Below are 26,820 nucleotides of genomic sequence, written 5' to 3' on the forward strand. Positions count from 1 at the left end.
GTACGCGATGTGTCACGCGCGCATTCCTGCCCGGCGGTCAGCACGCATTCTTCCGACAACCTCACTGGAATGAACCATGACGCCATCCGCGCTCAAGCGCCCCCTGCTGTTCTCCCTGCTGGCCCTCAGCCTCGCCACCGCCTCTGCCGCTCCTGCGCCAGCCCCCGCTCAGACCGACAGGCAGGCCGACCGCTGGGATTTGACGGCGCTGTATCAAAACGACGCCGCATTCGACGCCGACGCGAAAAAACTGTCGGCCCAGCTGCAGCAACTGGGCGGCTGCAAGGGGCAGCTGGGAGGCTCGCCGGCCCGCCTGAAAAGCTGCCTGGACCTGTACGCCGATGCACGCAAGCGCGTCAACACGCTGTATACCTATGCGGCGCAGTATTACGACCAGGATACGGGCGACAGCAAGGGCAACCAGCTGAACCAGCGCGCCGCCCTGCTGGGCAACGAGTTCACCCAGGCGGTGACCTTTTTACAGCCGGAAATCCTCGCCCTGGGCAGCAAGCGCATCGATGCCATGCTGGCGAAAGACAAGGGCTTGCAGCTGTACCGCTTTCAATTGAGTAACATGCTGCGCAGCGCGCCGCACACGCTCGACGCGGCCGGCGAACAGCTGGTGGCGCAGTTCGGCCTGGCAACAAGCTCGGCCGCCAGCGTCTACCGCACCCTGGCCAACGCGGAAATCCCGTGGCCGACCGTCACACTGTCGGACGGCAAGCAAGTGCGCCTCGACCAGGCGGCGTACACGAAATACCGGGGCGATGACAACCGCGCCGACCGCAAGCGGGTGTTCGACGCCTTCTTCGGCAAGTGGAAAGAGTACGAACGCACGTTCGGCGAAACCCTGTACGGCCAGCTGAAAACGGATGCCGCGTATGCCAAGGTGCGCCGTTACGCCGATTCGCAAAGCGCCGCGCTCGATGCCGACAACTTGCCGCCGGCCGTTTACCAGACCCTGATCGCGCAAACCAACGCCAACCTGCCCACCCTGCACCGCTACTTCAAGCTGCGCGCGCGCATGCTGGGCATCAAGGACCTGGCGTACTACGACGTGTATGCGCCGCTGCTGAAAAGCGAGCGCACCTTCCCGCTGGCCGAAGGCAAGCAGATGATGCTCGCTTCCGCCGCGCCGCTGGGCCCCGACTACGTCAAGGCGCTCACTGCCGCCGTGGACGCGCGCTGGATGGATGTGTATCCGCGTCCGCGCAAGGTGGCGGGCGCCTACATGAATGGCGACGCGTATGACGTGCATCCGTTCGTGCTGCTCAACTACACGGACAATTACGAAGCCGTCAGCACCCTGACGCACGAATGGGGCCACGCCATGCACTCGGTGCTGGCCAACAAGGCGCAGCCGTCGATCTATGCGCCGTACAGCATCTTTGTCGCGGAAATCGCCTCGACCACGAACGAGGCGCTGCTGCTCGACGCGCGCCTGAAGCAGGCCAAGGATGACGACGAGCGCCTGCTGTACCTGGGCGCGGCGCTGGAAAACCTGCGCGGCACCTTCTTCCGCCAATCCATGTTCGCCGAATTCGAGGCGGCCATCCACGGCAAGGTGGACAAGGGAGCGTCGCTGACGGGCGAAGAAATCACGGCCATCTATGCCGATATCCTCAAGCGCTACCACGGCGAAGCGCAGGGCGTCATGACCATCGACCCCGCCTACGCGCTGGAATGGGCGTATGTGCCGCATTTCTATCACGGCTTCTATGTGTTCCAGTACGCCACCTCGATCGCGGCGGCGCAGGATTTCGCACAGCGCATCCTCGACAAGGAACCGGGCGCGCTGGCCGCCTACCTGAAGATGCTCAGTGCGGGCGGCTCGGCCTACCCCTACGATCTGGTGAAGGCGGCCGGCGTCGACCTGGCCTCGCCGAAACCGTACCAGGCGCTGGCGGCGCGCATGAACGGCATCATGGACCAGATCGAGGCGATTGAGAGCAAACGGGGAAAATAAGCCGCTTGCCAAGAGGCGTAGGTCGGCTTAGCGCAAAGCGCGTAAGCCGACACCGCCAACACGATGTCGGATTACGCGGTTCCCGCTAATCCGACCTACCGTTCTCCGCTTCCGCCGCCGCAAACGCCGCCGCATCGCTCTCGAACATGTCTTCCAGCTCCTCGCGCGCCTGGCGCGTGAGGGACATGACTTTTTGCTGGTCCTGGAAGTGCGGCGCCACTTCCAGCAAAGTTTTCAGGTTATGCCGGCCGAAGATGCCGGCCGCGCGCTGCGCCCGCTCCGCGCTGAAGCCCACCTGCTGCAAGGTCTGTTCGCCCAGCAGCAAGGCCGCGGCAAACGTCTCGCGCTCGATCAGGGTCACGCCCCGCTTCATCAATTCATAGTAATGCGTGACGTTGCGCGCGCGCGCCAGGATCGTCAGCTCGGGCAGGCGCAGGCGCACGGCGTCGACCAGGGCCAGGCTGTCGTCCACATTGTCGATGGCGATCACCAGCGCCTTCGCCTTCTCGATGCCGGCCGCCACCAGCAGGTCCACGCGCGTGGCGTCGCCATAAAACACCTTGAAGCCAAACTTGCGCAGCAGTTCGATCTGGTCCGGGTCGTGGTCGAGCACCGTCACGCCGATCTTGTTGGCCGCCAGCAGGCGGCCGATGATCTGGCCGAAGCGGCCGAAGCCGGCGATGACGATGGGGTTGTCCTGCGCCTCGATATGGTCGTCGGGACGGCGCTTCTTCTCGCTTTGCAGGCGCGGCGCGACGAATTTGTCGTGCGCCAGCAGCAGCAAGGGCGTGGCCACCATCGACAGGGTCACCACCACGACCAGCAGCGCGGCCGTCTGCGGCGCAAACACATGCGCGGCCTCGGCGGCGGCAAACACGACGAAAGCGAATTCGCCCCCCTGCGACAGCAGCAGCGCAAAAAACAGCTGCTGGCCGCGGGGAATGTCGAAAAACTTCGACAACACATACAGCAAGCCGATCTTGACTACCAGCAGCCCCGCCACCAGGGCCAGGATCAGCAGCGGCTGGGCGCGCAGCACGCCGAAATCGACGGACATGCCCACGGCGATGAAGAACAGGCCCAGCAGCAAACCCTTGAACGGTTCCAGGTCGGAAATGAGTTCATGCCGGTATTCGGAATCGGCCAGCAGCACGCCCGCCATGAAGGTGCCCAGCGCCATCGACAAGCCCACCGATTCCATCAGCACGCAAATGGCGATCACCAGCAGCAGGGCAAAGGCCGTGAAGATTTCGCGCAAGTCCGTCTTGGCGATGAAGCGCAGGATGGGGTTCACCAGGAAGCGCCCGCCGATCACCAGGGCGGCCAGCACGGCGGCCAGCTTGGCCACGCGCAGCCAGCCCGGTTCGCCGCTATGCGTGACCAGGCCGCCCAAGAGCGGCACCAGCGCGATCATGGGAATGGCGGCGATATCCTGGAACAGCAAGATGGAAAAGCCGGCGGAACCGGCTGGCGTACTCATCAGCTTGCGTTCGCCCAGGGTGGCCAGCACGATGGCCGTCGACGACAGCGACAGCCCCAGCGCACCGACCAGCGCCGTGCGCCAGTCCACGCCGAACGCCATGGCCACGGCGCACAGTCCCGCGCTGACGACGCCCACCTGCGCCCCGCCCCAGCCGAAGATGGGCCGGCGCAGCAGCCACAATCGCCTGGGCTCGAGCTCCAGTCCGATCAAAAACAGCAGCAGCACCACGCCGAACTCGGAAAAGCTGAGAATCACCTCGACATTCTTGATCAGGCCCAGGCCCCACGGTCCGATGACGACGCCGGCCACCAGATAACCGAGCACGGCGCCCATGCCCAGACGCTTGGCCAGCGGCACCATGATGATGGCGGCCACCAGGTAAAACAGTATGTTGATGAGAAAGCTGTGGTGTTCCATGCGGATTCCGGGCGGATGTGTGGATGAAACGACATCATGCCTGAAGTGGCGCGCCCGCGTGAAGTGGCTGCTCCGCCACGCCGGCTATTTGCGCGCGGCCACCCGCGCGCGCAGCGCGTCGAACATTTTCGGGATGCTGTCGCGGCTCATGCTGTCGACGATCCAGCCCAGGCCCATCGGCACGGGGCCCGGATCCGTGTACACCTGGTACCTGACGGCGGCAGCGCCCGCATCGAGCGGATCCGGCGACAGCTGCCAGTAGCCGCTGGTGTCGGCGATGGTGTCCTCCACCTTCAGTCCCTCCATCGGCACCAGCTTCCAGGCCAGGCTGCAGCTGGCGTCGAGCACCTTGGGCGTCATTCTCAGGCGGTATTGCTTGATTTTCCCCATCGGCAGCTTGAGCGTGACGTCGACCAGCGAGGCGCCACCGCCGGCGGCCGTCACCTTGATCTTGTCCACGTTCGGCATGAACTGCGGATAGCCGGCGAAATCCTGGATGGCCGCGCAGACGGTGGCCACGCTGGCCGGCATGCTGGTCGTGGCGGCAAAGGTCTTGCCGGGCATGCCGGCTTTGCTGACATCGCGCACATCGAGCGCAGGCGTGGCAGCCAGGGCGGCCGGCGGATAACAGGCGGAACAGGCGGCCAGTGCGAACAGCAGGGTCTTCATGGTTTTTCCTGTTCGATCTGCGCGCGCAGCGCCGCCACGTCGACGCGCTTGAGGTAGCTTTCGATATTCTTCCACACGGCGTGATAGCCGTAACCGCCATTTTTCAACTCGTCGATCGCCTTCGCGCGCGGCCAGCCCTGGTACAGCATGCGGTACATGGCGGCCATCAGGCCCGTGCGGTCGGCGCCGTGCAGGCAGTGCAGCAGCACGGGTCCCTGCTGTTCGGCGGCGCGGATGCTGCGCATGGTCTCGATCACATGCTTGTCGCGGATGGCCCAGGTATTGATGGGAATGCGGACGGCACGGATGCCGCTGCCATCGAGCACCTGCGTGTCGGAGTGGAAGGAGCGCAGGCTGATCACCGTCTTCACGCCCAGCGTCTGCAGCTGGGCCACGTCGGCGCTGTCGAGCTTTGCGCTGCGATACAGGACGGGGGTGACCTGGTGCAGGTTCGACACGTGCGGCAGCGGCCTCGCCCACTCGGCATTGCGCTCGGGCGCCCCGGGCGCTTGCGCGCCGGCGGAACCGGCCGCCAGGGCCAGGAATAGCAGCAAAAGATGCGGCAAGGGCGATAAGGTCATGACTTCCTCTTGTATGAAAACCACAGCAGCACGCCAGCCAGCAGCAGCGATACCCAGTAGTCGGTCGGCGCCCACCACAGCCAGTGCTTGTGCCAGGCGATGTGGGCCGGATTGAAGTGCGCCACGCCATAGGCGGGATTGAGCACGAACCACAGATAATCCTCGATGATCCAGAACAGCATGATGCAGCCGATGGCGCGGCACTCGAGGCGCGGCGACCATTGCGCCAGGAAGAGCATGGGAAAATGGAAGAACAGGGCAATGAAGGGAAACACCCAGGCATGGTAGCCCGTCATCGGCCGCCCGCCCCAGAAGATATCGAGCAGCCAATGGCTTTCGATACGCCAGGTGGGCAGGTTCGCGGCCCAGCCGGCCGGCCCCTCGATCTGGATTTCCACCTGCGCAAAAAACAGTCCCAGCAGGGCTACCCAGGCCAGCGTCAGGGCGATCTGCCAGGGTTTTGCCACGGCGCCGCCCGTCACGCCGGCTCCTGCGTCACGCCCGGCGCCAATACCTGCGCCAACACGTCGATGGCGGCGCGCGGACGGCCCAGGGCCAGCGCTTTTGCGCGCATCGCTTGCAACTGCTCCGGATGATCGAGCAACAGGCGCACGCGGTATTCGAGGGTGACGGCATCGAATGCCTTCAGGGCCACGCCCTGCTCCAGCAGATAGTCGGCATTGCGCTCTTCCTGCCCGGGAATCGGCGAGTTGACGATCATGGGCAAGCCCAGGGCCAGGCATTCCGAGGTGGTCAGCCCGCCCGGCTTGGTGATCACCAGATCGGCGCACGCCATCAGGCGCTCGACCTCGCTGGTGAAGCCTTGCGCCAGCAGACGGCCCGGATACTGGCCGGCCAGCGCCTGCAGCGCCGCCAGTGCGGCGGCGTTTTTCCCCGCCAGCACGATCAGCTGGAAGTCGCCCGGCAGCGCCAGCAGGCGCGCGGCCACCGTTTCAAGGCTGCCCAGTCCCGCCCCGCCGCCCATCAGCAGAATCGTCGTGCGCCGCGGGTCGAGGCCAAACGCCTGCGCGCACTGCGCACGACCGGGCGCCTGCGCAAAGGCGGGCATGATGGGGATGCCCGTCACGTGGATGCGCTCGGCGGGGATGCCTTCGTGGCGCATGCGGAACGCCACTTCGTCGGTGGCGGCAAAATAGCCCTGCATTTGCTCATGCACCCACATGCGGTGCAAGTCGAAATCGGTGACCTGTACCCACACCGGGCAGGCCAGTTGCTGCTGGCGCAGCGCGCGCGACAGCAGTTCGGCCGGCAGGAAATGCGTGCAGATGATGGCATCGGGCTGGAAGGCGGCGATCTGCGCCATCAGCGCGCGCGTGTTGAGGCGCTCGACGGCGCGGCGCAATCGCTGCATCGAGCTGTCGCGCGGCGCGTCGTGGGTGGCATGGTACAGATAGCCCCACAGCGCGGGCGCCTTGTTGACCAGCTTGATATAAAAATCCGTGTACAGCTTGCGGAATGCGGGCGTGACGAAATCCATCACGTCGAGATGGCTGGCGACGGTGTGCTGCTCCAGGCCAGCATATGCCTCGATGGCTTGCGCCGCGCGCAGGTGGCCGGCGCCGGCCGAAACGCTCAACAAGAGAATTTTTTTCTGTTTTTTTTCTGTCATGGGGAAACCGGTGAATGGAACAGCTGGCCGCTGGCGCGGAAGATCGAAAGAATAACATTTCCCCAATTGAATCTGATTGATCGTGCGCATCTCGTTACTGCCGTGCGCGCTAGCGTGGGATGGCAAACGGCAAGGCCGACACTTTCCAGCTGCCTTTGAGCTTGCGCTCCATCAAGGCCGGCAAGGTGCTGGCGCCGGGCGCGCCTTTCTTTGTGTACGCCACCGGCACCAGCAGATAGATGGTGACCTTGTCATCGTCGGCAACGTCGTCTTCCTCCGGCTCGGGGTTCCAGCGCTTGTCGATGGCCAGCAGCGCATCGACGCCTTCCGGCCACGCCAGGTCCGCCAGATAAGGATCGTCGCGCCGCAGCAGCTCGCCCGCCGCCAGGCTGGCCTGGTCGAGCGTGCGCCGTCCCAGGCGTGCCAGCAGCGCCACGGGAAAGCGCCATGGGCTGTGCTCCGCGAAGCCGTGTACGGTCAGCGGCCAGCGCGTCGGCAGGCAGACGGCCAGTTCGGTCATCGGGGATTGCTGGAACAGGCCAACCGTAAACAACAGCTTGAATTCGCGCTTGCCGCCGATGCAGCTGATCCCCAGCGAAAAGCGCGCGTCGCCGCTGTCCGGGCTGAACACCGCTGGCAATACCCAGCCGGCGCTATGGTGCATGAAGGTGCGGATGACATCCTGCGGCGAGGCGGCCGCTTGCTGCGGCACGTCGAGTATGCTGACGCCGCCGGCGGTGGCGAGCATCTGGACGATAGCGGGAAAGCCCCAGCCGGCGGCGATATCGACCGGCGCCTGGTTCCAGCGCGTATGCAGGCGGTTCGGATTGGCGCCCCGCTGCAGCAGCAGGGCAACCACGTCCTGATGGCCGTCCACACAGGCGCTGTCCAGCGGCGACAAGATATTGTCCGGCAAGCCATCGACGGCGGCGCCATGGTCGAGCAGCCAGCGGCAGGTGTCGACGTGGCCATGGCCGGCCGCCTCGCTCAGCGGCGTATGGTTGCGGTAACCGGGCAACGGCAAATCGATGTCCATGCCCAGCGACACGAGCAGGGCGCAGACCTCGCGGCTGCCGCTGGCCGCGGCCAGATGCAGCAACGATTCGCCGTCATACATGTTGTAGCGGCGCAAGGTCGAGAGCAGCGGCGTGGCCTCGAGCAGGCTGCGCACCTGCTCCACCTGATTCTCGCCCACGGCGTCGCAGACGCGAAAAAACGCTTCCCGGTGCTGGTTGTACAGTGTGCTGTGACCCATTCTTCGTCTCTGCTCGTGGTGGCGGCGCCCTCATCGTGCGGAGAATAGCATTTTCTTTCGATTAATCTACGCGATTTGACAACTTCGGTGTGCGCGCAGGCGGCGATGCCATGCCGGCCGGCGCGGCATCCGTGCGCAGCACCGGATACAGGTTCAGACGCTCATCCCAGGAAGCATGGCGGCGGGCGAAGAATTCCAGGCGCGCGGCCGGGCTTTTTGCAAACGCGGGGTCGCTGGCCAGCTTTTCGTGGAACTGCGCCGCCAGCGCCGGATCGGCCGCCAGCTGCGCACGGGCCACATCTTCGGCCACGTATTCTTCCATGTATTCCTTGCGCTCGAAGGCCGTATTGAAACTGCCCCAGGCCAGCAGGGAATCGGGCGCGCGCGGCTCGAGCAGGGCCACGACCAGCCGCGCCTTGGCCTGGTTGACGGGCACGTACAGAGCACCTGCACCGACCGGACGCTCCTCTTTCTGCCACTCGCCCTGCACGGCCGCCGTCTGGCGCCCCTCGAACGACTGCGCGCCGAATTTCACCTGCGTGGCGCGGAAGGTTTCGACGGGCAGCGTGCCGGGCGCGGTGGCCAGCACTTGGTACGACACGCCATGCTGGCGCAGCTTGGCCGCCACCATCTGCGCCTGCGCCGCAGGCACGAGGTAGCCGGCCTTGGGCGCAGCCTGCTGCAGGTCGGGCACGATCTCGTCGCGCAGGGGCACGTTCCAGATCTGCGGCGTGGTTTCATCATAGCGCGTCATCAGCGCGCCCGACACCTCGGATGGCGTGCGCGTGTAGGCGTAGCCGCGAAACGCGATCATGCGGCTCTTGTCCGTCGTTTTATACGTGAGCGGCAAGGTGGCGCCGGCCAGCTGCGCGGCGCGCGCGTCCGCCTCGAGCGCCGTTTGCCGCCACTGCGCGCCATGCTGCGCCACTTGCGACAGCAGCGAGACGATGGTGTTGCGCGTGATGCGCACGCGGGTCGGATAGTCCTTCCACGAATGGGTTTCCACCAGCATGCCGAAGCGGTTGCGCAGCTGGAAATAGCCATGCGAGAAGCGCGGATTCGGCGCCGAATCGACAAAGCCCGATTGCGGATTGTCGTTCTCGGCAAACGAAATATAGAACGGTTTCGGGTCCGAGCCCTGCCTGGCCAGGTCGGCCAGGACCTGATCTCGCAAGGCCGTGCCGGCCACGCGCAGGGCCGCGTCGCCCGCATGCACGGGTTCGACCTGGATCGAGATATCGGGTTCGAACTGCGCGCCATCGGTGACGTGCAAGTCGACATAGGCCAGCGGATCCCAGGCGTTCACCAGCGCCAGCATGTGCTGCATCTCGGGCGTATCGGCCTTCATGTATTCGCGGTTCAGATTGTAGTTTTGCGCCGTGCTGCGCCAGCCCATTTCCACAGGGCCGCGCTGATTCGGACGGTTCCACCGGCCGAAGCGCTCATGGCCGTCGACATTGAAGACGGGCACGAACAGCAGCACTTGTTTATCCAGCGCGCCGGGCGCCGCCTTGCCCTCCAAGACTTCGCGCAAGGCCAGGAAGCCCGCATCCTTGCCATCGATTTCGCCCGCATGGATGCCGCCCTGCACCAGCAGCACGGGCAGCTTGCGGCGCGCCGCCTCGGCCGGCGTCAGCGCGCCCGTGTTGGAGACGGCCAGCGCCAGCATGGGGCGGTTTTCCGGCGTGCGGCCAAATTCCACGCAGCGCACCTGCTTCGGATAGCGCGCCTGGAACTGGCGGCACAGGGCTTCCACTTCCGCATAGCGGCCGGTGCTGACAAAGCCCGAGCGTTCGGCCACCGTGGTCAACGGCGCGCCGGCTTGGGCGGGAGAGGCAAAGACGGACAATATGGCGGCGGACAGCAGGGCGAGGCGTAGCATGGGGGAGGCTCCAGCGGGCAGATGGGAAGCGGGGGATTATATGGCTAAATAAGCGAAAAAAATAAAAGCCAGGATAGCAATATGCGCTCCCGGCTTTTCTATTTACCTCCAACACCGCAAAGGCTGGGGTCAGACCCTCAATGCCGCTGACTCAGAGACTTGCGCCAACGTTCGCGGGGGTCTGACCCCGGGTTTCAGCTACCGAAGTGGTAATTGAATTCGACCCATCCCTGGCGTCCCTGCGGGCTGTAGCTGCCCACCGGGTAGTACGGCCAGCCGCCGCTGTCGTCGCGCTTGATCTTGTCGAATACGTTGTTGACGATCAGCGACAAGGTGGCGCGGTCGTTGATGCGGTACACGGTGCTGATGTTGGCCAGCGCCGTCGGCGTCAGATAGGCCTTGCCGGCGGCGTTCGGGATCTTGCTGTAGCGGCTGACCAGCAAGGTGTTCGACCAGTCGCCAGCGCTCCAGTTCACGCTCAGGTTGAGCTTATCGCGCCAGTCCGAATTGTTCAGCGATTTGAGCTCGTCGATCTCTTCGTCGCCGACGAATTGCTGCGATTTATTGCTCAGCACCTTGGCGTAGTTGGCCTTGAAGGCAAAGCGGCCATAGTCCGTCGTGCGCAGCAAATACTTGACGCTGATGTCGATGCCGCTGCTGCTCTGCTTGGCCGCGTTGATCGGATTGACGGTGATGGTCTTGATCTCGCCGGCACGGTTCAGCGCATTGGCGGCAAAGCGCTCGACGCGGTTCAGGGTATCGACGCAGGTCGGCGAGTTGATGTCGGTCTTGCCCAGGCGGCAATCGGCTTCATCGCGCAGTATCTTGTCGGAGCTCAGGTTGGTTACCAGGTCGTCGATCTTGATATTCCAGTAGTCGACCGAGACGTCGAAATTGGATGTCGGCGACCAGACGGCGCCCACGCCGAACGACTTGCCCTTCTCCGACTGCAGATCCTTGCTGCCGTTCTGCACATAGTCGGCGCCCGGCGATTTGTTCGCGTAGTCGCAATCATCGATGGCCTGCCCGGCGACGCCGCAGCGGTAATAGTCGGTGGTGCTCGAGTAGTAACCGGTGCCGCGCGCCTTGTAGATGTAGTTCATGTCCGGCGCGCGGAAGCTGGTGGCGTAGTTGGCGCGGAACAGCAGCTCCGGCGCGGGACGCAGTTCCAGGCCGCCGTTATAGGTGAACTTGCCGTCATGGCGGCCGGCAAAGCTGTAGCGGTCGTAGCGGCCGGCCAGGGTGCCGGTCAGCTTTTCATGCAGCGGCAGGTTCACTTCCGCCCCCAGCGCATAGCGGGTGCGCGTGCCGGCCGTGATGTCGGACTTGGTGGCGACGTTGAAGTAACCTTCGTTCAGGCGCGCGTCGGGCACGTTGCTGAAGCCCTGCTTGCCCACTTCGGCGATGGTGGCGATCTTCGCCACGCCAGCGGGCAGCTGGAACAGGTCGCCGTTGGTAGCCAGACTCAGGGTATTCGTCCAGGCCTTGTCGTCGCTGTCGGAATTGCCCGTGATGCTGTCGAACTCGGCCGCCGTCACGCGGCGCGACAGGCGTGCCGGATCCGGCGCGTAGACCGGCACGCCGGCGGCATCGGTGCCCAGTTTCGGACCCAGGAAGAAGCTGTCGATATTGGCCAGCGCGCGCGGCGTGTGGCTTTCGCTCTTGTACACCGAGGCATTGTAATTGGCTTCGTATTGCCAGCTGCTGGTGCCCGGCACGCGGCCCTTGGCGCCCAGCGAGATGGCCGTGGCCAGGTCGTCCCACTTGCGGTTGTAGCGCTCCACGCCGCCCATTTCCTCGGGCGAGATGTAACGCGTCCACGCTTCGTAGCGATCGGTATTCTGGTTGCGGAAATAGCTGCTGCCCGTCGACGACGACGTCCACGTCGGGCCGCGCGTGTTGTTCTCGGTCGAGTTCTTGCCGATCAGGAAGTCGGCGAACAAGGTCGTTTCCGGCGACAGCTCATAGTTGGCGCTGCCGAACACGTTCTGGCTGCGGTTCTTGGTTTGCGTGGTCCAGTAAGTGGGGCCCACTTTCGGGCTGGCGCAATAGCTGCCGTTCTTCGCCTGATACTTGACGGTGCTGCCGCCGAACAGGTCGCCGAACTGCGTGCAGGTGTCGCCCAGGTCCACATAGGTGCCGGAAGTCCCCGCCTTTACCACGCGACGCGACGCGATATTCGTCGGCGTGCCCGAGCGGGTGGCCATGAAGTCGCGCTGCAGGCTCGACAGCGGATCGCGCTGGCTCAGCTCCACGCTGAACAAGGTATGCAGCTTGTCGAAATTGCCGCCGCCCGTCAGCTGCACGCGCTGGTTGCCGGCGCCGCCGCGCGTGGTGCCGCCCGCCTTGACGTTGATATCGAAACCTTCCGTCTGCTTTTTCAGGATGACGTTGACCACGCCGGCGATCGCGTCGGAACCATAGATGGCCGAGGCGCCGCCGTTGAGGATCTCGATGCGGTCGACAATGCTCGACGGGATATTCGCCAGGTTGGTGAAGTTGACCGTGCCTTCGTAGGCGACGGGGAAGTCGGCCAGGCGGCGGCCATTGAGCAGGATCAGGGTGTGGTTCGGACCGAGGCCGCGCAGGCTGATGGTATTGGCCGACGGCGTAAACGTGTTGCCGAAGTCCTCGCCTTGCGTAAAGCCGCTGTTCTGTACCTGGTTGGTCAGCGCATCGAAGACGTTCTTGTACCCTTGCTTGGTGATTTCATCGCCCGTCAGGATGGTGACGGACGATGGTCCCTCCAGGCTGGCGCGGGGAATCCGCGAACCGGTGACCACGACGGCTGGCGGGGTGGCCGCCGGCTGCTGATCCGCTGCGGGCGCTTGCGTCTGCGCGTGCGCCTGCCATGCGGAACCGCCAAGGATGGCCAGTACGGCTACGGTGAGCGGTGGTAACTTGAATTGTATAGGCATCTTTGCGCTTCTCAAGGTTAGGGAGAAGGCAAAAGATATCAAGATGCCAGCAATTACAGAACGAATGGATTCGTCTTTCTATATATCATAATTGTTATATAGAAATATTTATGAGAAGAAAGATGCCCCACCCTCATCCAGGAAGGGGGGCAACATGGGGGTTTTATCATTTCAATATAGCAATTTCCTTGTAGGGCAGGCGCAGCAGCCGTGCCGCCGTGTCGGCCGGACTCGCCGTCGAACTCAACAGTCTGAGCGCGCCCGTGGCCGGGGTACAGCTGCCGCTGCCGCGGTAGCGCAACGCCGCCGCCAGCATGGCTTCGGCAGGATCGCCCAGCGCGTGCTGGTAATCGTCCGTCACGTCGCACGTTGGCGCCATGCCATCGGCAAAGTCGCCAAAGCCCTTGGCGTTGACACCCTGGAACTGCACGGCGAAATACGTGGTGCCGCAATTCGGCGTGGGATAGAAACCATAGGGCTTGCCGCACGTCGTGCCGCCGATCAGGTTGACTTGCACGTCGACGCCGCGCAAGCCATTGATGATCGCTTCGCTGGCCGAACAGGTATTGCCCGTCGTCAGCAAGGTCACGCGCTTGAGGCCCAGCGAAGGCAAAGGCGTGCCCTTGGGCAAGGGATTCGGCCCGGCAAAGCCCTGGCTTTGCGTGTGGAATGGCACGGGCGCTTCCGGCCGCGTCTTGTCATTGGCCAGCACCTGCTCGAAGGTCTTGCCGGTGGTGACTTGCGGACCGGCAATCATGTAGGCGAGCTCGCTGGCGACATCGAGATAGCCGCCGCCGTTGTAGCGCACGTCAAGCACCAGGTCGCTGATGCCGGCCGCCTGGAAGCGGCGCATGGTCTCGACCAGCTGGCGTTCGGCCACGTTGTTGTGGGTGTTGAAGGTCAGGTAGCCCACCTTGCCCGTGGGCGTGTCGATGATGCGCTCGTTTTGCACGGCGCTCGTGCTCACTTCCACCGCCTGCAGGTTCGCCGAGAGGGGCGAGCCATTGCGGCTGAACGCCAGCGTGTGCGTGCCTTGCGCTGCAGGGAACAGGCCGGCGTTAATGATCTTCACGCTGGCAGCGTCGGGGGCATTGACGAAATCGGTGCCATCGACGGTTTGCAGCTCATCGCCGCGGCGCAAGCCCGCCAGGTCGGCCGGCGAGCCTGGCTCGACGATCGAGATCACGGCCTTGCGCGGCGGCGTGGTGCGCGTCAGCGCCAGCAACATGCCGTAACCGAGCTCCACGCCGTTGAGCGAGGCTTCCCATTCGGCCGTCGTATACGTGAAATGGAACTGGTCCTTCGGCTTGCCGGACGCCGTCGTGACCGTTGTTTTGAGCACATCGAAATACGCCTTGGCCGTGACAAAGCTTTGCGGCAGGTAGGTGGTCGGCACTTCGCGGTACCACAGATACGTTTCATCGATCCAGCTGCGCACCCACGTCTGCTCATCGAGCAAGCTGCCCGGCTTGTCGATGCTGCTGCCGCTGCGCGGCGCCTCGCAACGGTTCGCCACCGTGGAGGAGGCAACCAGCGCCGTCGGCCCTGTCGGAGTCACGGGCGGGACGACGGGCGCGCTGTCGCTGCTGCCGCCTCCGCCCCCGCCGCAGGCACTCAACACACATACGAGGGAAACAGCGAGGGAGCCAAGTCGCAGGGAATGCATGAGAAACTTTCCATAAAGAAATTATCGAAAAATTATAATGCGTTTCGCCAGCAAGCGTTGCTTTCTTTGATACAAAAAAAATGGCGCCCGCAGGCGCCATTGCTACAGCGAGGAACTCACCCCATCACGCCACGGTGGCCGCCACGGGTGCTGCCACGACGGGCGGCAGCGGCGTCGGCGCATTGAAGGCGATCAAGAGACTCGCTTCTTTCTCTTTCGCCGCCTTCAAATGACGCTCCTTCACGTGGCCATAGCCGCGGATGTCTTCCGGAATGCTGGCGATCGCCACGGCTTGCGCCAGCTTGGCCGTCGTCAGCTTCGGCAGCAAGCCGCCCACCGTCGCGCGGTATTCCGCGATCAGCGCACGCTCCATCTTGCGCTCGGCCGTATGGCCGAACACGTCGAAGGCCGTGCCGCGCAAGCCCTTGAACTTGGCCAGCACGCCGAAAGCCTTCAGCATCCACGGGCCATATTCCTTCTTGATCAGATGACCCTGGGCATCCGTTTTCGCCATGATCGGCGGCGCCAGGTGGAACTTGAGCTTGATGTCGCCTTCGAACATGGACGCGATCTTCGCCTGGAAGGCGCCGTCCGTGTACAGACGCGCCACTTCGTACTCGTCCTTGTAGGCCATCAGCTTGTAGAAGTAACGGGCCACGGCTTCCGTCAGGCGCAAGTGCGGACCGTTCAGTGCGCTTTCGGCGGCGCGCACCTGGCCGACGAAGTCCAGATACTGCTGCGCATACGCGCGGTCCTGGTAAGCCGTCAGCAGGGCCACGCGCTTTTCAATGATGTCGTCGAGCGTGTCGATGCGCTTGAATTCCACCACCTTCGCTGGCGTGGTCATGCGCACCAGGCTGGCCGCATCGTGGGCGCCGGCGCGGCCCCAGTTGAAGGCCGCCTTGTTGAATGCCACCGAGACGTTGTTCAGGTCGATGGCCTTCATGATGGCCGCTTCGCTCAAGGGCACCTTGCCCTTTTGCCAGGCGTAACCGAGCATGAACATATTCGTCGCGATGGAGTCGCCCATCAGCGCCGTGGCGATCTGGCCCGCGTCGATGAAGTCGACGTGGTCGCTGCCGCAGGCCTTTTCGATTTCCATGCGCGCCGAAGCGCCGGGGAATTGCCAGTCCGGGTTCTTCACGAAAGCGGCCGTCGACGAGCTGGTCGAGTTGATCATGGCCCAGCTGCGCCCCTCTCCCATGCGCGACAGGGCGTCGCGGCTGGCCGTGACGATCAAATCGCAGCCGATCACCAGGTCGGCCGCACCCGTGCCGACGCGCGTCGAGTGGATATCCTCCTGGCGGTCCGCCAGGCGCACGTGCGACATCACGGGGCCGCCCTTTTGCGCCAGGCCGCTCATGTCCAGCACGGAACAGCCCTTGCCTTCCACGTGGGCCGCCATGGCCAGGATCTGGCCGACGGTGACGACACCCGTGCCGCCGATGCCGGTCACCAGAATACCGAACGGCTCGGCCGTCGATGGAATGCTTGGCGTCGGCAAGGCCGGTGCGGCTGGCGCATCCTTGTCGGCGGCAGCCGCCTTTTTCGGCTTTTTCAGGCCGCCGCCTTCCACCGTCACGAAACTGGGGCAGAAACCCGTCGTGCACGAGAAATCCTTGTTGCACGACGACTGGTTGATCTGGCGCTTGCGCCCCAGTTCCGTTTCCAGCGGTTCCACCGACAGGCAGTTCGATTGTACGGAGCAGTCGCCGCAGCCTTCGCAGACGGCTTCGTTGATGACGGCGCGCTTGGCCGGGTCCGGGTATTCATTGCGTTTCCGGCGGCGGCGTTTTTCCGAGGCGCAGGTCTGGTCGTAGATCATGGCCGACACGCCGGGCATGTCGCGCAGCTCGCGCTGCACGTCCATCAGTTCGGAACGGTGGCGCACGGTGACGCCTTCGGCCCAGGCGTAATCGTCCGGGTATTTTTCCGGTTCGTCCGTGACGACGATGATGGGGCCCACGCCTTCGGCGGCGATCTGGCGCGAAATGATGGCCGGCGACAGGGGGCCATCGAATTCCTGGCCGCCCGTCATGGCCACCGCATCGTTGAACAGAATCTTGTAGGTGATGTTGACCTTGGCCGAGACGGCCGCGCGGATGGCCAGGATGCCCGAGTGGAAATACGTGCCGTCGCCGAGGTTGGTAAACACGTGCTTTTCATTCGTGAACGGCGCCTGCCCCACCCAGGTGACGCCTTCGGCGCCCATGTGGGTAAAGGTCGACGTTTCGCGGTCCATCCACAGCACCATGTAATGGCAGCCGATGCCGGCCAGCGCGCGCGAGCCTTCCGGCACCTTGGTCGAGGTATTGTGCGGGCAGCCGGAGCAGAAGAACGGCGTGCGGTCCTTTTGCGGATCGGGTTTCACGCTGATGGCCTTGAGGACGTTTTCCTTCGCTTCCAGGTAGGCGATGCGTTCCTTCACGCGCTGCTCGACGGGGTGGCCCGCGTAGTAGCGCGAAATGCGGCTGGCGATCGCGCGGGCGATCATGGCCGGGTTCAGTTCATACGTGGCCGGCAGCAGCCAGTCGCCGTGCCCCGTACCCTTCTGGTTGCTCCACTCGCCCGTGTCGTCGAACTTGCCGACCACGCGCGGACGCTCGCCGTCCTTCAGGTTGTACAGCTCTTCCTTCAGCGCGTATTCGAGGATTTGCCGCTTTTCTTCCACCACGAGGATTTCGTCGAGGCCCTTGGCGAATTCATGCACGCCGTCCGCTTCCAGCGGCCAGGTCATGCCGATCTTGTACAGGCGGATGCCGATGTCGGACGCCGTCTGCTCGTCGATGCCCAGGTCGGCCAGCGCCTGGCGCGTGTCCAGATACGATTTGCCGGCCGTGATGATGCCGATGCGCGCCTTCGGGCTGTCCCAGATGATTTTGTTGAGCTTGTTGGCACGCGCATACGCCAGCGCCGCATACCATTTGTAGCTGTTCATGCGAACTTCTTGTTCCAGCACCGTGTCGGGCCAGCGGATGTTCAAGCCGCCGGCCGGCATCTCGAAGTCGGTCGGCAAAGTGATCTGCACGCGGTCCGGGTCGAAATCGACGGCGGCGCCCGACTCGATGATGTCGGTCACGCATTTCATCGACACCCACAAGCCCGTGTAGCGGCTCATGGCCCAGGCGTGCAAGCCGTAATCGATGTATTCCTGCACCGACGACGGGTACAGCACGGGGATGCCGCAGGCGTTCAGGATATGGTCGGACTGGTGCGCCGTGGACGACGATTTCGCCGCATGGTCGTCGCCGGCCAGCACCAGCACGCCGCCGTGCTTGGCGGAACCGGCGTTATTCGCGTGCTTGAAGACGTCGCCGCAGCGGTCGACGCCGGGGCCCTTGCCGTACCACATGCCGAACACGCCGTCGTATTTCGCGTCTTCGAACAGATTCGTCTGCTGCGTGCCCCAGACGGCCGTGGCGGCCAGGTCTTCGTTCAGGCCCGGGTGGAATTTGACGTGGTGTTCATCGAGGTACTTTTTTGCCTTGATCGCCGTCATGTCGACGGACGTCACAGGCGAACCGCGGTAACCGGTGATGTAGCCGGCCGTATTCAGGCCAGCCTTGAGGTCGCGCTCGCGCTGCAGCATGGGCAGGCGGATCAGCGCTTGCGTGCCCGTCATGAAGGCGCGGCCACGCTCGAGCGTGTATTTGTCGTTCAGGGAAATTTCGGACGCGTGCGCGCCCGGCTCAAGACTCGAGCCCTTGATTGGTGCATTCATTACTTGTCTCCATTATTCTCTGTGCTACGCGTGCAGGTCGGTTGAACTCACACGTACCGGCCGCGCTTTATGAGCAATGCCGGTGCGGAAAAATGACTTGTTTGTCGTAGACTACCACAGGAAGGCGCGCAGTTCTTTGCTGCGCTGCACTCCCGTGTTCTTGCCTTTTTGCTGCTTCTTTTTCTGGCAATGTCGGCAATGTCGGATGACGCTGCGCTCATCCGACCTACAGATATTGGCCGCTTGCTGGCAATGTCGGATGACGCTGCGCCTCGGCGGCCCCGCTCATCCGGCCTACCGGGCCATTCGTGTAGGTCGGCTTAGCCGGAACGGCGTAAGCCGACAAACAGCAGCCCCCAGCTTAGGCCGCGCTCGTATCTTTCAGCACGCCGCGCTTGATCTGGTCCAGCTCGATCGACTCGAACAGCGCGCGGAAGTTGCCTTCGCCGAAGCCCTGGTCGCCCTTGCGCTGGATGATCTCGAAGAAGATCGGGCCGATCACCGTCTGCGTGAAGATCTGCAGCAGCAGTTCGCGTTCGTTTTCCGTGCTGTGGCCATCGATCAGGATGCGCAGGCGGCGCAGTTCTTCCAGCTGCTCGCCGTGGTTCGGCAGGCGGCGGTTGACCAGCTCATAGTACGTTTCAATCGTGTCCTGGAAATCGATACCCGTATCGCGCATGCCTTGCACGGAGGCATAGATATTGTCCGTGCCCAGGGCGATGTGCTGGATGCCTTCGCCATGGTACTGGTCCAGGTATTCGGCGATCTGCGACTTGTCGTCCGACGATTCGTTGATCGGGATGCGGATCTTGCCGCACGGCGAGGTCATGGCCTTCGATTTGAGGCCCGTCAGCTTGCCTTCGATGTCGAAGTAGCGCACTTCGCGGAAGTTGAACAGGTTTTCATAGAAGCTTGCCCATTCCTTCATGCGGCCACGGTGCACATTGTGCGTCAGGTGGTCGATATAGGTCAGGCCATGGCCGACGGGATTGGCGACGGCGCCGGGAATGGCGACGAAATCGACGTCATAGATACTGATGTCGCCGATGCCGCCCGGTGCGGCCGCGTCCGGCTTGTCGGCGCCCTTGCCGCGCCAGCGGTCGACGAAGTACAGCAGCGAATCGCCCACGCCCTTGATGGCGGGGATATTCAGCTCCATCGGACCCGTTTTGTTATCGAAACCCCAGGCGCCCAGTTCCAGCGCGCGGCGATACACGAAGGCCGCGTCGTCGACACGGATGGCGATGGCGCACACGGACGGGCCGTGATGGCGGGCAAAACGCTGCGCGAACGAATCTTGTTCGGCATTGATGATGAAATTGATGTCGCCCTGACGGTACAGGGTGACATCCTTGTGGCGGTGGCGCGCGATGGCCGTGAATCCCATGTTCTCGAACAGCTTGCCCAATGCTTTTGGGTCTGGTGCTGCATACTCGACGAACTCGAAACCATCGGTACCCATCGGGTTATCCCAAGGCTGAAATTGCATGATGTCTCCTCCAAGAAGTAGCGCACAGTATAGGCGTGGGTCACGGGCATTAAATGCCAAAGATCTCCCGAACAATCATGATTTGCGCAATAATATTGCGTGAAATACGAACCACCGGAGGAAGCATGAGCAAAATTACGCTGGATAAAACGGATCGCAAGATCCTCGCCGTCCTGCAGGCCGATGGCCGCCTGTCGAATCAGGACGTGGCCGAGCAGGTCAGCCTGTCGCCATCGCCATGCTTGCGCCGCGTCAAACGGCTGGAAGAAGCGGGCGTGATCCGCCAGTACGTGGCCCTGCTGGACCCGGAAAAGATCGGCCTGGGCTTGCTGGCCTACGTGAACGTGCGGCTGGAAAAGCACAGCGACGCCACGGCCCACAGCACGGCCCGCGTGCTGGCGCCGAATCTGGTGACGAATACCTCGCCGCGCGCCGACTTCGCCGTGGCCGTGGCGCATTGGCCGGAAGTGGTGGCCTGCTATGCGATGACGGGCGAAATGGATTATCTGTTGCGCGTGCACGTGGAAGATATGGAGCACTTTTCGCGCTTCATGATGGCCACCTTGCTGCGCCACCCGGCCGTGCTGGACGTGAAATCGAGCTTTGCCTTGCAGCGCATCAAGGATACGACGGCCCTGCCCTTATTGTGATGGCGGCCCGGGCTGCTTCTTGCGCCCCGGCAAGCGTTCGAACAGTTTGCTGGCGGCGCGCGCATTCGCCTTGAACGTATAGTCGAACATGGCGAACTGCTCTTGCACGGCTTCCTGCAGCATGCTCGTCGGGTTCGGCGGCAACAGTTTCAAATAAGCATCAGCTTCGCCATAGTCGCGCTGGATTTCCATGCCCGCCTTCTTGGCGATATGCATCATCGTCTTGTTGGACGACAAACAATGCATGTACAGGGTATCGACATCGTTGTTGCGGCAGTGAATCGCCGCCCGCTCGAACAGTTTCGAACCGACGCCCATGCCGCGCATCGATTTCGACACGGACACGCCAAATTCCGCCACCTGCTCCTTGTCCGTCACCACGCTTTTCGCCGGCGACTGGTCCTTCGGCGCGAACGCCAGATGGCCCACGCCCACCAGTTTGAACAGGCTGTTGTAGACGCCGTAGATCATGTCGCGCGAGAAATCCATCTTTTGCACGTAGTGCGCGACGAGTTCATCGGGCAAGGCGCTGCCGAAGCGCAGCAAACGGTCGCTTTTCTCGAGCGACAGAAAATGCTTCATCATGCGGCGCCGGTCGCGCTCATGCAACTGCTTGACGAGCACGGTCGGGCGCCCGCCGCCGCTACGGCTGAGCCAGCGGCGAAACGGGTTTTGAAACAGCTTGGGTAAGGTCACGTCGACTCCTGGGGGCGGTGCTGCGGCACGTCAGGCCGTTATTGTGCAGTGCAACATCATGGCGCCATTGTAGCCTATTCCCACCATTCAAGCCTGGGCCAGGAAGGCCGCCACGGCCGCCACCCGCGCCACATGGATGATTTCGGGAATGCGTTTCGGCTCCGTACAGCCTTGCGCCAGCGCACCCGCATTCACGCCGCGCGCCGCGTCCAGCCCGCCCTGCAGCCGCGCCGCCTGGGGAAAGTCGCCGGTGACCAGTCCGTCGCAAGCCACGGCCTGCAGAAGTTGCACGAAGCGCTGCGGCTTGCGCAAGCCGTCGCAGCGTTCGCACAGACTGACGATGGCCTCGGCGCCCAAGTCCAGCGCGCCGTTGATATTGTCCCGCTCGCGCGCTGCCATGATGGCCAGTTCGCGGCACTCGTTGGGCACGCGCAGGCGCTCGCTCAGCTGCTCGATGGCATCCTTGCTCAAATGCAGCATCAAGGCGGCAAAGCGCACGGGCAAGTCATGACCTTGTGCGGCGGCATGGTCGACGACCTGCACCAAGCGCTCGCTCAGCTGAATTTCCCCCATGATGCGCGCCAGGGCGCCGCACTCGTGCAGCACCGTCAGCATGCGCGCAGGATGGCTTTCCATCAGTCCCTTGGCCACTTCCTGCCACACGCGCTCGGCCACCAGGGCGTCGACTTCGCCGTTGGCCACCATCTGGCGCATCAGCGCCATGGTGGCCGGTGCGACAGTGAAAGTATGAAAACGGGCAGCAAAGCGGGCCAGACGCAAGATGCGCACGGGGTCTTCGCCGAACGCGTCGGAGACGTGGCGGAAGATCTTGTTCTGGATATCCGCGACGCCGCCGAACGGGTCGGTCAACGTCCCGTCCTCGGCTTGCGCGATGGCGTTGATGGTCAGATCGCGCCGCACCAGATCGTCTTCCAGCGTGACGTCGGGCGCCGTGTGGAAGACGAAACCCCGGTAGCCGGGGGCCGTCTTGCGTTCCGTGCGGGCCAAGGCGTATTCTTCCTGCGTCTTCGGGTGCAAAAACACGGGGAAATCCTTGCCGACGGGCCGGAAACCCTGGCGCAGCATGTCTTCCGGCGTGGCGCCCACGACGACGTGGTCGTGGTCTTTCACGGGCAAGCCCAGCAGTTGGTCGCGCACCGCGCCACCGACCGTGTAAATCTTCATGGTCACTTTTCTTTAATCGGGGAGTTCCGCGTCGTGCTTGGGCGCCGTTTCCGTTTCCGCCAGCGCTTCCGCGATCCAGCGGGCCACGGCAGGGTGCGCCTGCACGCGCTCGCAGTAGGCGTTCAGGGCCGGCGCCAGCGACACGCCATACGTGCGGAAACGCATGACGACGGGGGCGAAATACGCATCGGCGATGGAAAACTCGCCAAACAGGAACTGGTGATGGCCAAAGCGCGACAGGCACTCTTCCCAGATTTCGCTGATGCGGCCGATGTCGGCCTGGGCGGCGGCCGTGCGGCCACGGCCCGGCAACTTCGCCTTGATATTCATCGACATATCCGTGCGCAAGCCGGTAAAGCCCGAATGCATTTCCGCACAGACACAACGCGCCATGGCGCGCGCGGCCACATCCTGCGGCCACAGGTGTTTATCTGGAAACTGCTCGGCCAGGTATTCGCAGATGGCCAGGCTGTCCCAGATCGTGATCTCGCCCGCCAGCAGCACGGGCACCCGGCCACAGGCCGAATATTCGGCAATTTTGGTGGCCGTGTCGCTCTGGTCGAGCAGCACGCGTACTTCATGGAACGGAATACCGAAGGCCGTCATGGCCACCCACGGGCGCATCGACCACGACGAGTAATTCTTGTTGCCGATGATGAGGGTCAGGCCCGGCTCGCGGGCAGCGGCCAGGGTTTGCGTCAGGCTGGGGTCAAGGATGGTCGTTTGCATGGTCGGCTAGCTTTAGTTGGATGATGGCAAATCGGCCGCGACGGCGCTGTTTTTCGGCCCCACGGTGCCCAGGCGCGCTTTCAGCGATTGCGGGCTTTTTTCGAACAGGGCCGCGTAGTACGTGGCGTTGGCCATCACGTTCTTCACGTAGCCGCGCGTTTCCGTGTAGGGAATGATCTCGGCAAAGACGGCGCCTTCCAGCGGCCGCGTCATGGTGGCGCGCCAGATGCGCAAGCGCCCCGGCCCCGCGTTGTAGGCGGCGCTGGCCAGCACTTGCGAACCGTCCAGGCCACCGAGCACCATGTTCAGGTAATTCGTGCCCAGCAAGACGTTGGTGCGCACATCGCTCAAGGTTTCCGTGACGAAATCGGTCAGGCCGATCTTCTTGGCGACATACCGTGCCGTCGACGGCATGACCTGCATCAAACCGGACGCGCCCACGTGCGACTGCGCATCCATGATGAAGCGCGATTCCTGGCGGATCAAGCCGTACACCCAGGCCTTGTCCAGGCCCAGGGTTTGCGTGGCCGGATGCATGACGTCGTCGTGCGGCGTCGGATAGCGTTGCGTATAGTCCACTTCCAGGCGCGTGCGGTCGGAGGTGTTGACCATGCGGTCGAGCACATTGTTCTGGCGCGCAAATTCCGCGGCGGCCAGATGTTGCCTGTCCGTCATCGAACGCAATTCCCAGTTCCACTCGCGCGTGCCCTCGAAGCGCAAGCGCATATTGAAGAATTTCAAGGCGCGCTGCAGCCCCGGATTGGCGGCCATGGCGGCGATTTCCGCCGGCGTGACGGGCTGGCCCGGCGGCGGCAAGACCAGGTGGTTGCCCAGCTCTTCATTGGCCAGCAAGCCGTAGAAATTCGATTGATCGCTGATCGTGCGGTACAAGGCATCGGCCTGCGCATTCGGGCGGCCCGGCGTTTCCGCCTGCTGCGCGCGCGCCAGCCAGTACACCCAGGTCGGGTCCGTGCGCAGCGAGGCCGGCATGGCCTGGATCGCCGCCTTCACCTGGGGCCAGTTGCCTTCACGCAAGGCGATACGCGCCTTCCATTGCATCTGCTCCTGGGTCAACGGTGCGCCATTGGTTTTTTGCCAATATTCAAATGCTTCCGGCGCCAGCGAATACGACGCCTGCAGGGCCAGGCTGGCCCAGCCGATGGCCTGTTCCTGCGCCGTCAGCTGCGCACTGGCCTTTTGCAGCGCCACCACGCCCAGTTTCAAGGTGCTTTTCGCCATGCGGCCGACGGCCACGAGGTACATCTCGTGGTCGGCACGGCTGGCGCCCGGCCCCTTGGCCAGCACCAGCGCGGGCAAATCGATCGCTTGCGCCATCTTCGCGTCGGACGCACCCAGCAGCAGCGCGATGCGGCGCGCCGGGCCCGTGGCGTTGGTCTGGCCCGCCAGGCGGATCTGCGCCCACAGGTCGTTCGCGTCGAACTGGCCATTTTGCGCCAATGCGGCGATCAGGCTGCCGCACGCTTCGCCATAGCCAGGCGGCGAGACGAGCAGCTTGCGCGCCTCGGACGCCACGTTCTGCCCCTTGGCGGCGCGCGACATCAGCGCGTAGCACTTGAGCTGGGTGTCGTCGTCGAGGGCGAATTGCGGATATTGTTCATCGAACACGACCCAGTCGCGCTTGCGACCGAGCTCCAGCAGCCAGTCGTTGCGGAAACGGTCGGCGATGGCGCTGCCCTTGTAGCGGTTCAGGTAATCGCGAAATTGCGCCTCGGTCAGCAGTTTGATGCGCGGTTTCAGCCGATAATAGTCAACATACGATGGAATCTGGTAATTCGTCAGGCGCCCCGCATAAAAGTCGGCTTTTTCGACGTCATCCTTGCGCGCGGCATCGCGCAGCAGCAGGAAAGCATCGTCCTCGCTGCGCGTGTCGGGGGCGGCTGGGGGGACGGTGGTGGATACCTGGGCCAGGGCGGCCAGGGGAGACAAGGCCGATGCAACACACAGCATCGTGCCGGCAATCCATTTCAGTGGGGAAATCAATGTACGACTCTCAATCTTAACTTGATGGTGATATGAATAGCGACCCTAGAATAACATGCGATCCGGCTACACGGCCACCCATTGCGCCACAGGAAAAAGCCAGCTTGCGCAAAGCCTTGCTGGCGGCCAGGCGCGCCCTGCCCGAGACCACGCGAGCAAGGTGGGATGCGGCCATCGCGCAGCGCCTGCTCGACTGGTGCGCGCAAGAAAACGTCAAGGAACTGGGCGTGTACTGGCCCCTGCATGGCGAGCCGGACTTGCACGGCGCGTATGCGCAGCTGGCCGCGCGCGGCGTGCAATTAAGCTTGCCGGTGGTGCTGGAAAAACATGCGCCGCTGGCATTTTCCGACTGGACGCCGGGCGAGCCCATGGTCAAGGATGGCATGGGCGTGGCCGTGCCCGAGCAATTGCGCCTCCACCCGGCGCCCGCCACCCTGCTTGTGCCCTGCCTGGGTTTTAACCAGGAACGCTTTCGCCTCGGCTATGGCGGCGGCTATTACGACCGCACGCTGGAACACGCGCCGCGGCCCGTGACCGTGGGAGTGGCATACGGCTGTCTGAAGGCATCATTTGCCAGTGGCACATACGACATCGCCCTCGATCACATCGTGACCGAGGGCGATCTGTTCTGACAAGTCAGGACGGTTTATTTCACCAGGCGCTGCCACAAGGCCGTCGTGGGCGCCGCCTGGTTCATGCTATAGAAATGCAAGCCTGGCGCGCCGCCTTCCAGCAAACGCTCGCACAGGCCCGTCACCACGTCCAGGCCAAAAGCCTTGATGGACGCGCTGTCGTCGCCGAAGCTGGCCAGTTTCAGACGCACCCAGCGTGGAATTTCCGCGCCGCACATGTCCGAAAAGCGCATCAGCTGCGTGTAGTTCGTGATCGGCATGATGCCGGCCACGATGGGCACGTTGATGCCCATCTTCTGCGTCTGCTCGACAAACTGGAAATACGCGTCGGCATTGTAGAAGTACTGGGTGATGGCCGCATTGGCGCCGGCCTGCACCTTGCGCGCGAACGCGTTCAGGTCGTCTTGCGGCGAACGGGCTTGCGGATGCACTTCCGGATAGGCGGCCACTTCGATATGAAAATGGTCGCCCGTCTCGGCGCGGATGAATTCCACCAGCTCGTTGGCGTAACGGAACTCGCCCGAGGCGCCGTAGCCGCTCGGCAAGTCGCCGCGCAAGGCCACGATACGCTTCACGCCGGCCGCCTTGAACTCACCCAGCACGGCGCGAATCGATGCACGCGAACCGCCGACGCAAGACAGGTGCGGCGCGGCCTGTTCGCCGGCCGCCAGGATCTCGCGCACAGTGTCCAGCGTGCCCTGCTGCGTGGTGCCGCCCGCGCCGAACGTTACCGAGAAATACTTCGGATGCAATTCAGACAACTTGACACGCGTGGCGCGCAGCTTTTCCGCCCCTTCCAGGGTTTTCGGCGGGAAAAACTCAATACTGAAATTATGCTTTTCCATCGTCATTACTCAAAAGTAAGGTCGACAGGGCCCAGGAAATGATGCTGTACAGAATGGCGCCGCCCACGGCCGACCAGAAACTGGCGACATGGAAACCATCGATCACCTGCGCCACCAGCCAGAACAGGAAGCCGTTGATAATCAAAATAAACAGGCCCAGCGACAGGAACGTCACGGGCAGGGTCAGCAGGATCAGCAAGGGACGGATCAGCGCATTGACCAGCCCCAGCACGGCAGCGGCCAGCAGCGCGGTCCAGCCGCTGCTCATCGTCACCGAGTGCATCAAATACGGGACGGCAAACAGGGCTGCCGCATTGATAAACCAAATCAGTAGCAAGCGCATTTCTCTAGCCTGTCAAAAGTAGGGTCAGGCCGGCGGCAGGCGCCGGCCCTCAGAGGGTGAGT

General features: G+C 63.5%; 20 protein-coding genes. 3 read left to right on the forward strand and 17 right to left on the reverse strand.

Annotated elements, in window-relative coordinates; genetic code table 11:
- Window positions 1-76 precede the first annotated feature (76 nt).
- Entirely contained in the window at window positions 77-1,966 is a 1,890-nt protein-coding gene (pepF, locus tag AC1RBA_RS12720) for an oligoendopeptidase F (protein WP_070220807.1), read from the forward strand.
- Window positions 1,967-2,051: 85 nt separating this feature from the next.
- On the opposite strand, the gene kefC is transcribed toward pepF, so the two are convergent.
- The 11 genes from kefC to hppD form a co-directional block, all read right to left on the reverse strand.
- The gene (kefC, locus tag AC1RBA_RS12725) at window positions 2,052-3,866 is read right to left on the reverse strand and encodes a glutathione-regulated potassium-efflux system protein KefC (protein ID WP_492418479.1); all 1,815 of its coding nucleotides are present in this window, start codon (window positions 3,864-3,866) and stop codon (window positions 2,052-2,054) included.
- An 84-nt stretch (window positions 3,867-3,950) separates the two neighbouring features.
- Entirely contained in the window at window positions 3,951-4,535 is a 585-nt protein-coding gene (locus tag AC1RBA_RS12730) for an SRPBCC family protein (RefSeq protein WP_492418481.1), read from the reverse strand.
- Window positions 4,532-5,116: a dual specificity protein phosphatase family protein gene (locus AC1RBA_RS12735; RefSeq protein ID WP_492418483.1), complete on the reverse strand. Its 585-nt coding sequence runs from the start codon at window positions 5,114-5,116 to the stop codon at window positions 4,532-4,534. Before AC1RBA_RS12735 ends, AC1RBA_RS12730 begins: the two co-directional genes overlap by 4 nt.
- Window positions 5,113-5,598 (reverse strand): hypothetical protein, encoded by a 486-nt coding sequence (locus AC1RBA_RS12740; protein WP_492418485.1) that lies wholly within the window; start codon window positions 5,596-5,598, stop codon window positions 5,113-5,115. Before AC1RBA_RS12740 ends, AC1RBA_RS12735 begins: the two co-directional genes overlap by 4 nt.
- Window positions 5,595-6,746 (reverse strand): MGDG synthase family glycosyltransferase, encoded by a 1,152-nt coding sequence (locus AC1RBA_RS12745; RefSeq protein ID WP_492418488.1) that lies wholly within the window; start codon window positions 6,744-6,746, stop codon window positions 5,595-5,597. Before AC1RBA_RS12745 ends, AC1RBA_RS12740 begins: the two co-directional genes overlap by 4 nt.
- 109 nt (window positions 6,747-6,855) lie before the next feature.
- Window positions 6,856-8,001 carry an ankyrin repeat domain-containing protein gene (locus AC1RBA_RS12750; protein WP_492418490.1) on the reverse strand — a complete coding sequence of 382 codons (1,146 nt, stop codon included), beginning with the start codon at window positions 7,999-8,001 and terminating at the stop codon, window positions 6,856-6,858.
- Between the two features lie 61 nt (window positions 8,002-8,062).
- Complete coding sequence (locus tag AC1RBA_RS12755; RefSeq protein ID WP_492418492.1) at window positions 8,063-9,883, reverse strand: M14 family metallopeptidase; 1,821 nt, start codon at window positions 9,881-9,883, stop codon at window positions 8,063-8,065.
- Window positions 9,884-10,077: 194 nt separating this feature from the next.
- Entirely contained in the window at window positions 10,078-12,801 is a 2,724-nt protein-coding gene (locus AC1RBA_RS12760; protein ID WP_070289503.1) for a TonB-dependent receptor plug domain-containing protein, read from the reverse strand.
- 166 nt (window positions 12,802-12,967) lie between these two features.
- Window positions 12,968-14,467: a S41 family peptidase gene (locus AC1RBA_RS12765; protein WP_492418493.1), complete on the reverse strand. Its 1,500-nt coding sequence runs from the start codon at window positions 14,465-14,467 to the stop codon at window positions 12,968-12,970.
- 124 nt (window positions 14,468-14,591) lie between these two features.
- Window positions 14,592-18,188, reverse strand: coding sequence for an indolepyruvate ferredoxin oxidoreductase family protein (locus tag AC1RBA_RS12770; RefSeq protein ID WP_492418494.1), 3,597 nt, complete (start codon window positions 18,186-18,188; stop codon window positions 14,592-14,594).
- A gap of 361 nt (window positions 18,189-18,549) precedes the next feature.
- Window positions 18,550-19,677, reverse strand: coding sequence for a 4-hydroxyphenylpyruvate dioxygenase (hppD, locus tag AC1RBA_RS12775; protein ID WP_070220827.1), 1,128 nt, complete (start codon window positions 19,675-19,677; stop codon window positions 18,550-18,552).
- Window positions 19,678-19,802: 125 nt separating this feature from the next.
- On the opposite strand from hppD, the gene AC1RBA_RS12780 reads away from it, so the two are divergent.
- Window positions 19,803-20,327 (forward strand): Lrp/AsnC family transcriptional regulator, encoded by a 525-nt coding sequence (locus tag AC1RBA_RS12780; protein ID WP_070220829.1) that lies wholly within the window; start codon window positions 19,803-19,805, stop codon window positions 20,325-20,327.
- On the opposite strand, the gene AC1RBA_RS12785 is transcribed toward AC1RBA_RS12780, so the two are convergent.
- The 4 genes from AC1RBA_RS12785 to AC1RBA_RS12800 all read right to left on the reverse strand — a co-directional run bounded on the left by AC1RBA_RS12785 (window position 20,319) and on the right by AC1RBA_RS12800 (window position 24,938).
- Complete coding sequence (locus AC1RBA_RS12785; RefSeq protein ID WP_492418496.1) at window positions 20,319-21,023, reverse strand: GNAT family N-acetyltransferase; 705 nt, start codon at window positions 21,021-21,023, stop codon at window positions 20,319-20,321. The genes AC1RBA_RS12780 and AC1RBA_RS12785 overlap by 9 nt on opposite strands.
- An 87-nt stretch (window positions 21,024-21,110) precedes the next feature.
- A complete protein-coding gene (locus tag AC1RBA_RS12790) occupies window positions 21,111-22,208 on the reverse strand; it encodes a multifunctional CCA addition/repair protein (protein ID WP_492418498.1) in 1,098 nt (365 codons plus the stop codon).
- A 12-nt stretch (window positions 22,209-22,220) separates the two neighbouring features.
- Window positions 22,221-22,937 (reverse strand): glutathione S-transferase family protein, encoded by a 717-nt coding sequence (locus AC1RBA_RS12795; RefSeq protein WP_070220832.1) that lies wholly within the window; start codon window positions 22,935-22,937, stop codon window positions 22,221-22,223.
- Between the two features lie 12 nt (window positions 22,938-22,949).
- A complete protein-coding gene (locus AC1RBA_RS12800; protein ID WP_492418500.1) occupies window positions 22,950-24,938 on the reverse strand; it encodes a lytic transglycosylase domain-containing protein in 1,989 nt (662 codons plus the stop codon).
- A 32-nt stretch (window positions 24,939-24,970) separates the two neighbouring features.
- On the opposite strand from AC1RBA_RS12800, the gene AC1RBA_RS12805 reads away from it, so the two are divergent.
- Window positions 24,971-25,570 carry a 5-formyltetrahydrofolate cyclo-ligase gene (locus AC1RBA_RS12805; protein ID WP_492418502.1) on the forward strand — a complete coding sequence of 200 codons (600 nt, stop codon included), beginning with the start codon at window positions 24,971-24,973 and terminating at the stop codon, window positions 25,568-25,570.
- A gap of 14 nt (window positions 25,571-25,584) precedes the next feature.
- On the opposite strand, the gene metF is transcribed toward AC1RBA_RS12805, so the two are convergent.
- Both metF and AC1RBA_RS12815 read right to left on the reverse strand, forming a co-directional pair.
- Window positions 25,585-26,415 (reverse strand): methylenetetrahydrofolate reductase [NAD(P)H], encoded by an 831-nt coding sequence (gene metF / locus AC1RBA_RS12810; protein WP_492418504.1) that lies wholly within the window; start codon window positions 26,413-26,415, stop codon window positions 25,585-25,587.
- A complete protein-coding gene (locus AC1RBA_RS12815) occupies window positions 26,402-26,758 on the reverse strand; it encodes a phage holin family protein (RefSeq protein ID WP_034783534.1) in 357 nt (118 codons plus the stop codon). The genes metF and AC1RBA_RS12815 overlap by 14 nt, the downstream gene beginning before the upstream one ends.
- Window positions 26,759-26,820 lie beyond the last annotated feature (62 nt).

It is taken from the genome of Janthinobacterium sp. GW823-FHT03B06 (assembly GCF_058796955.1).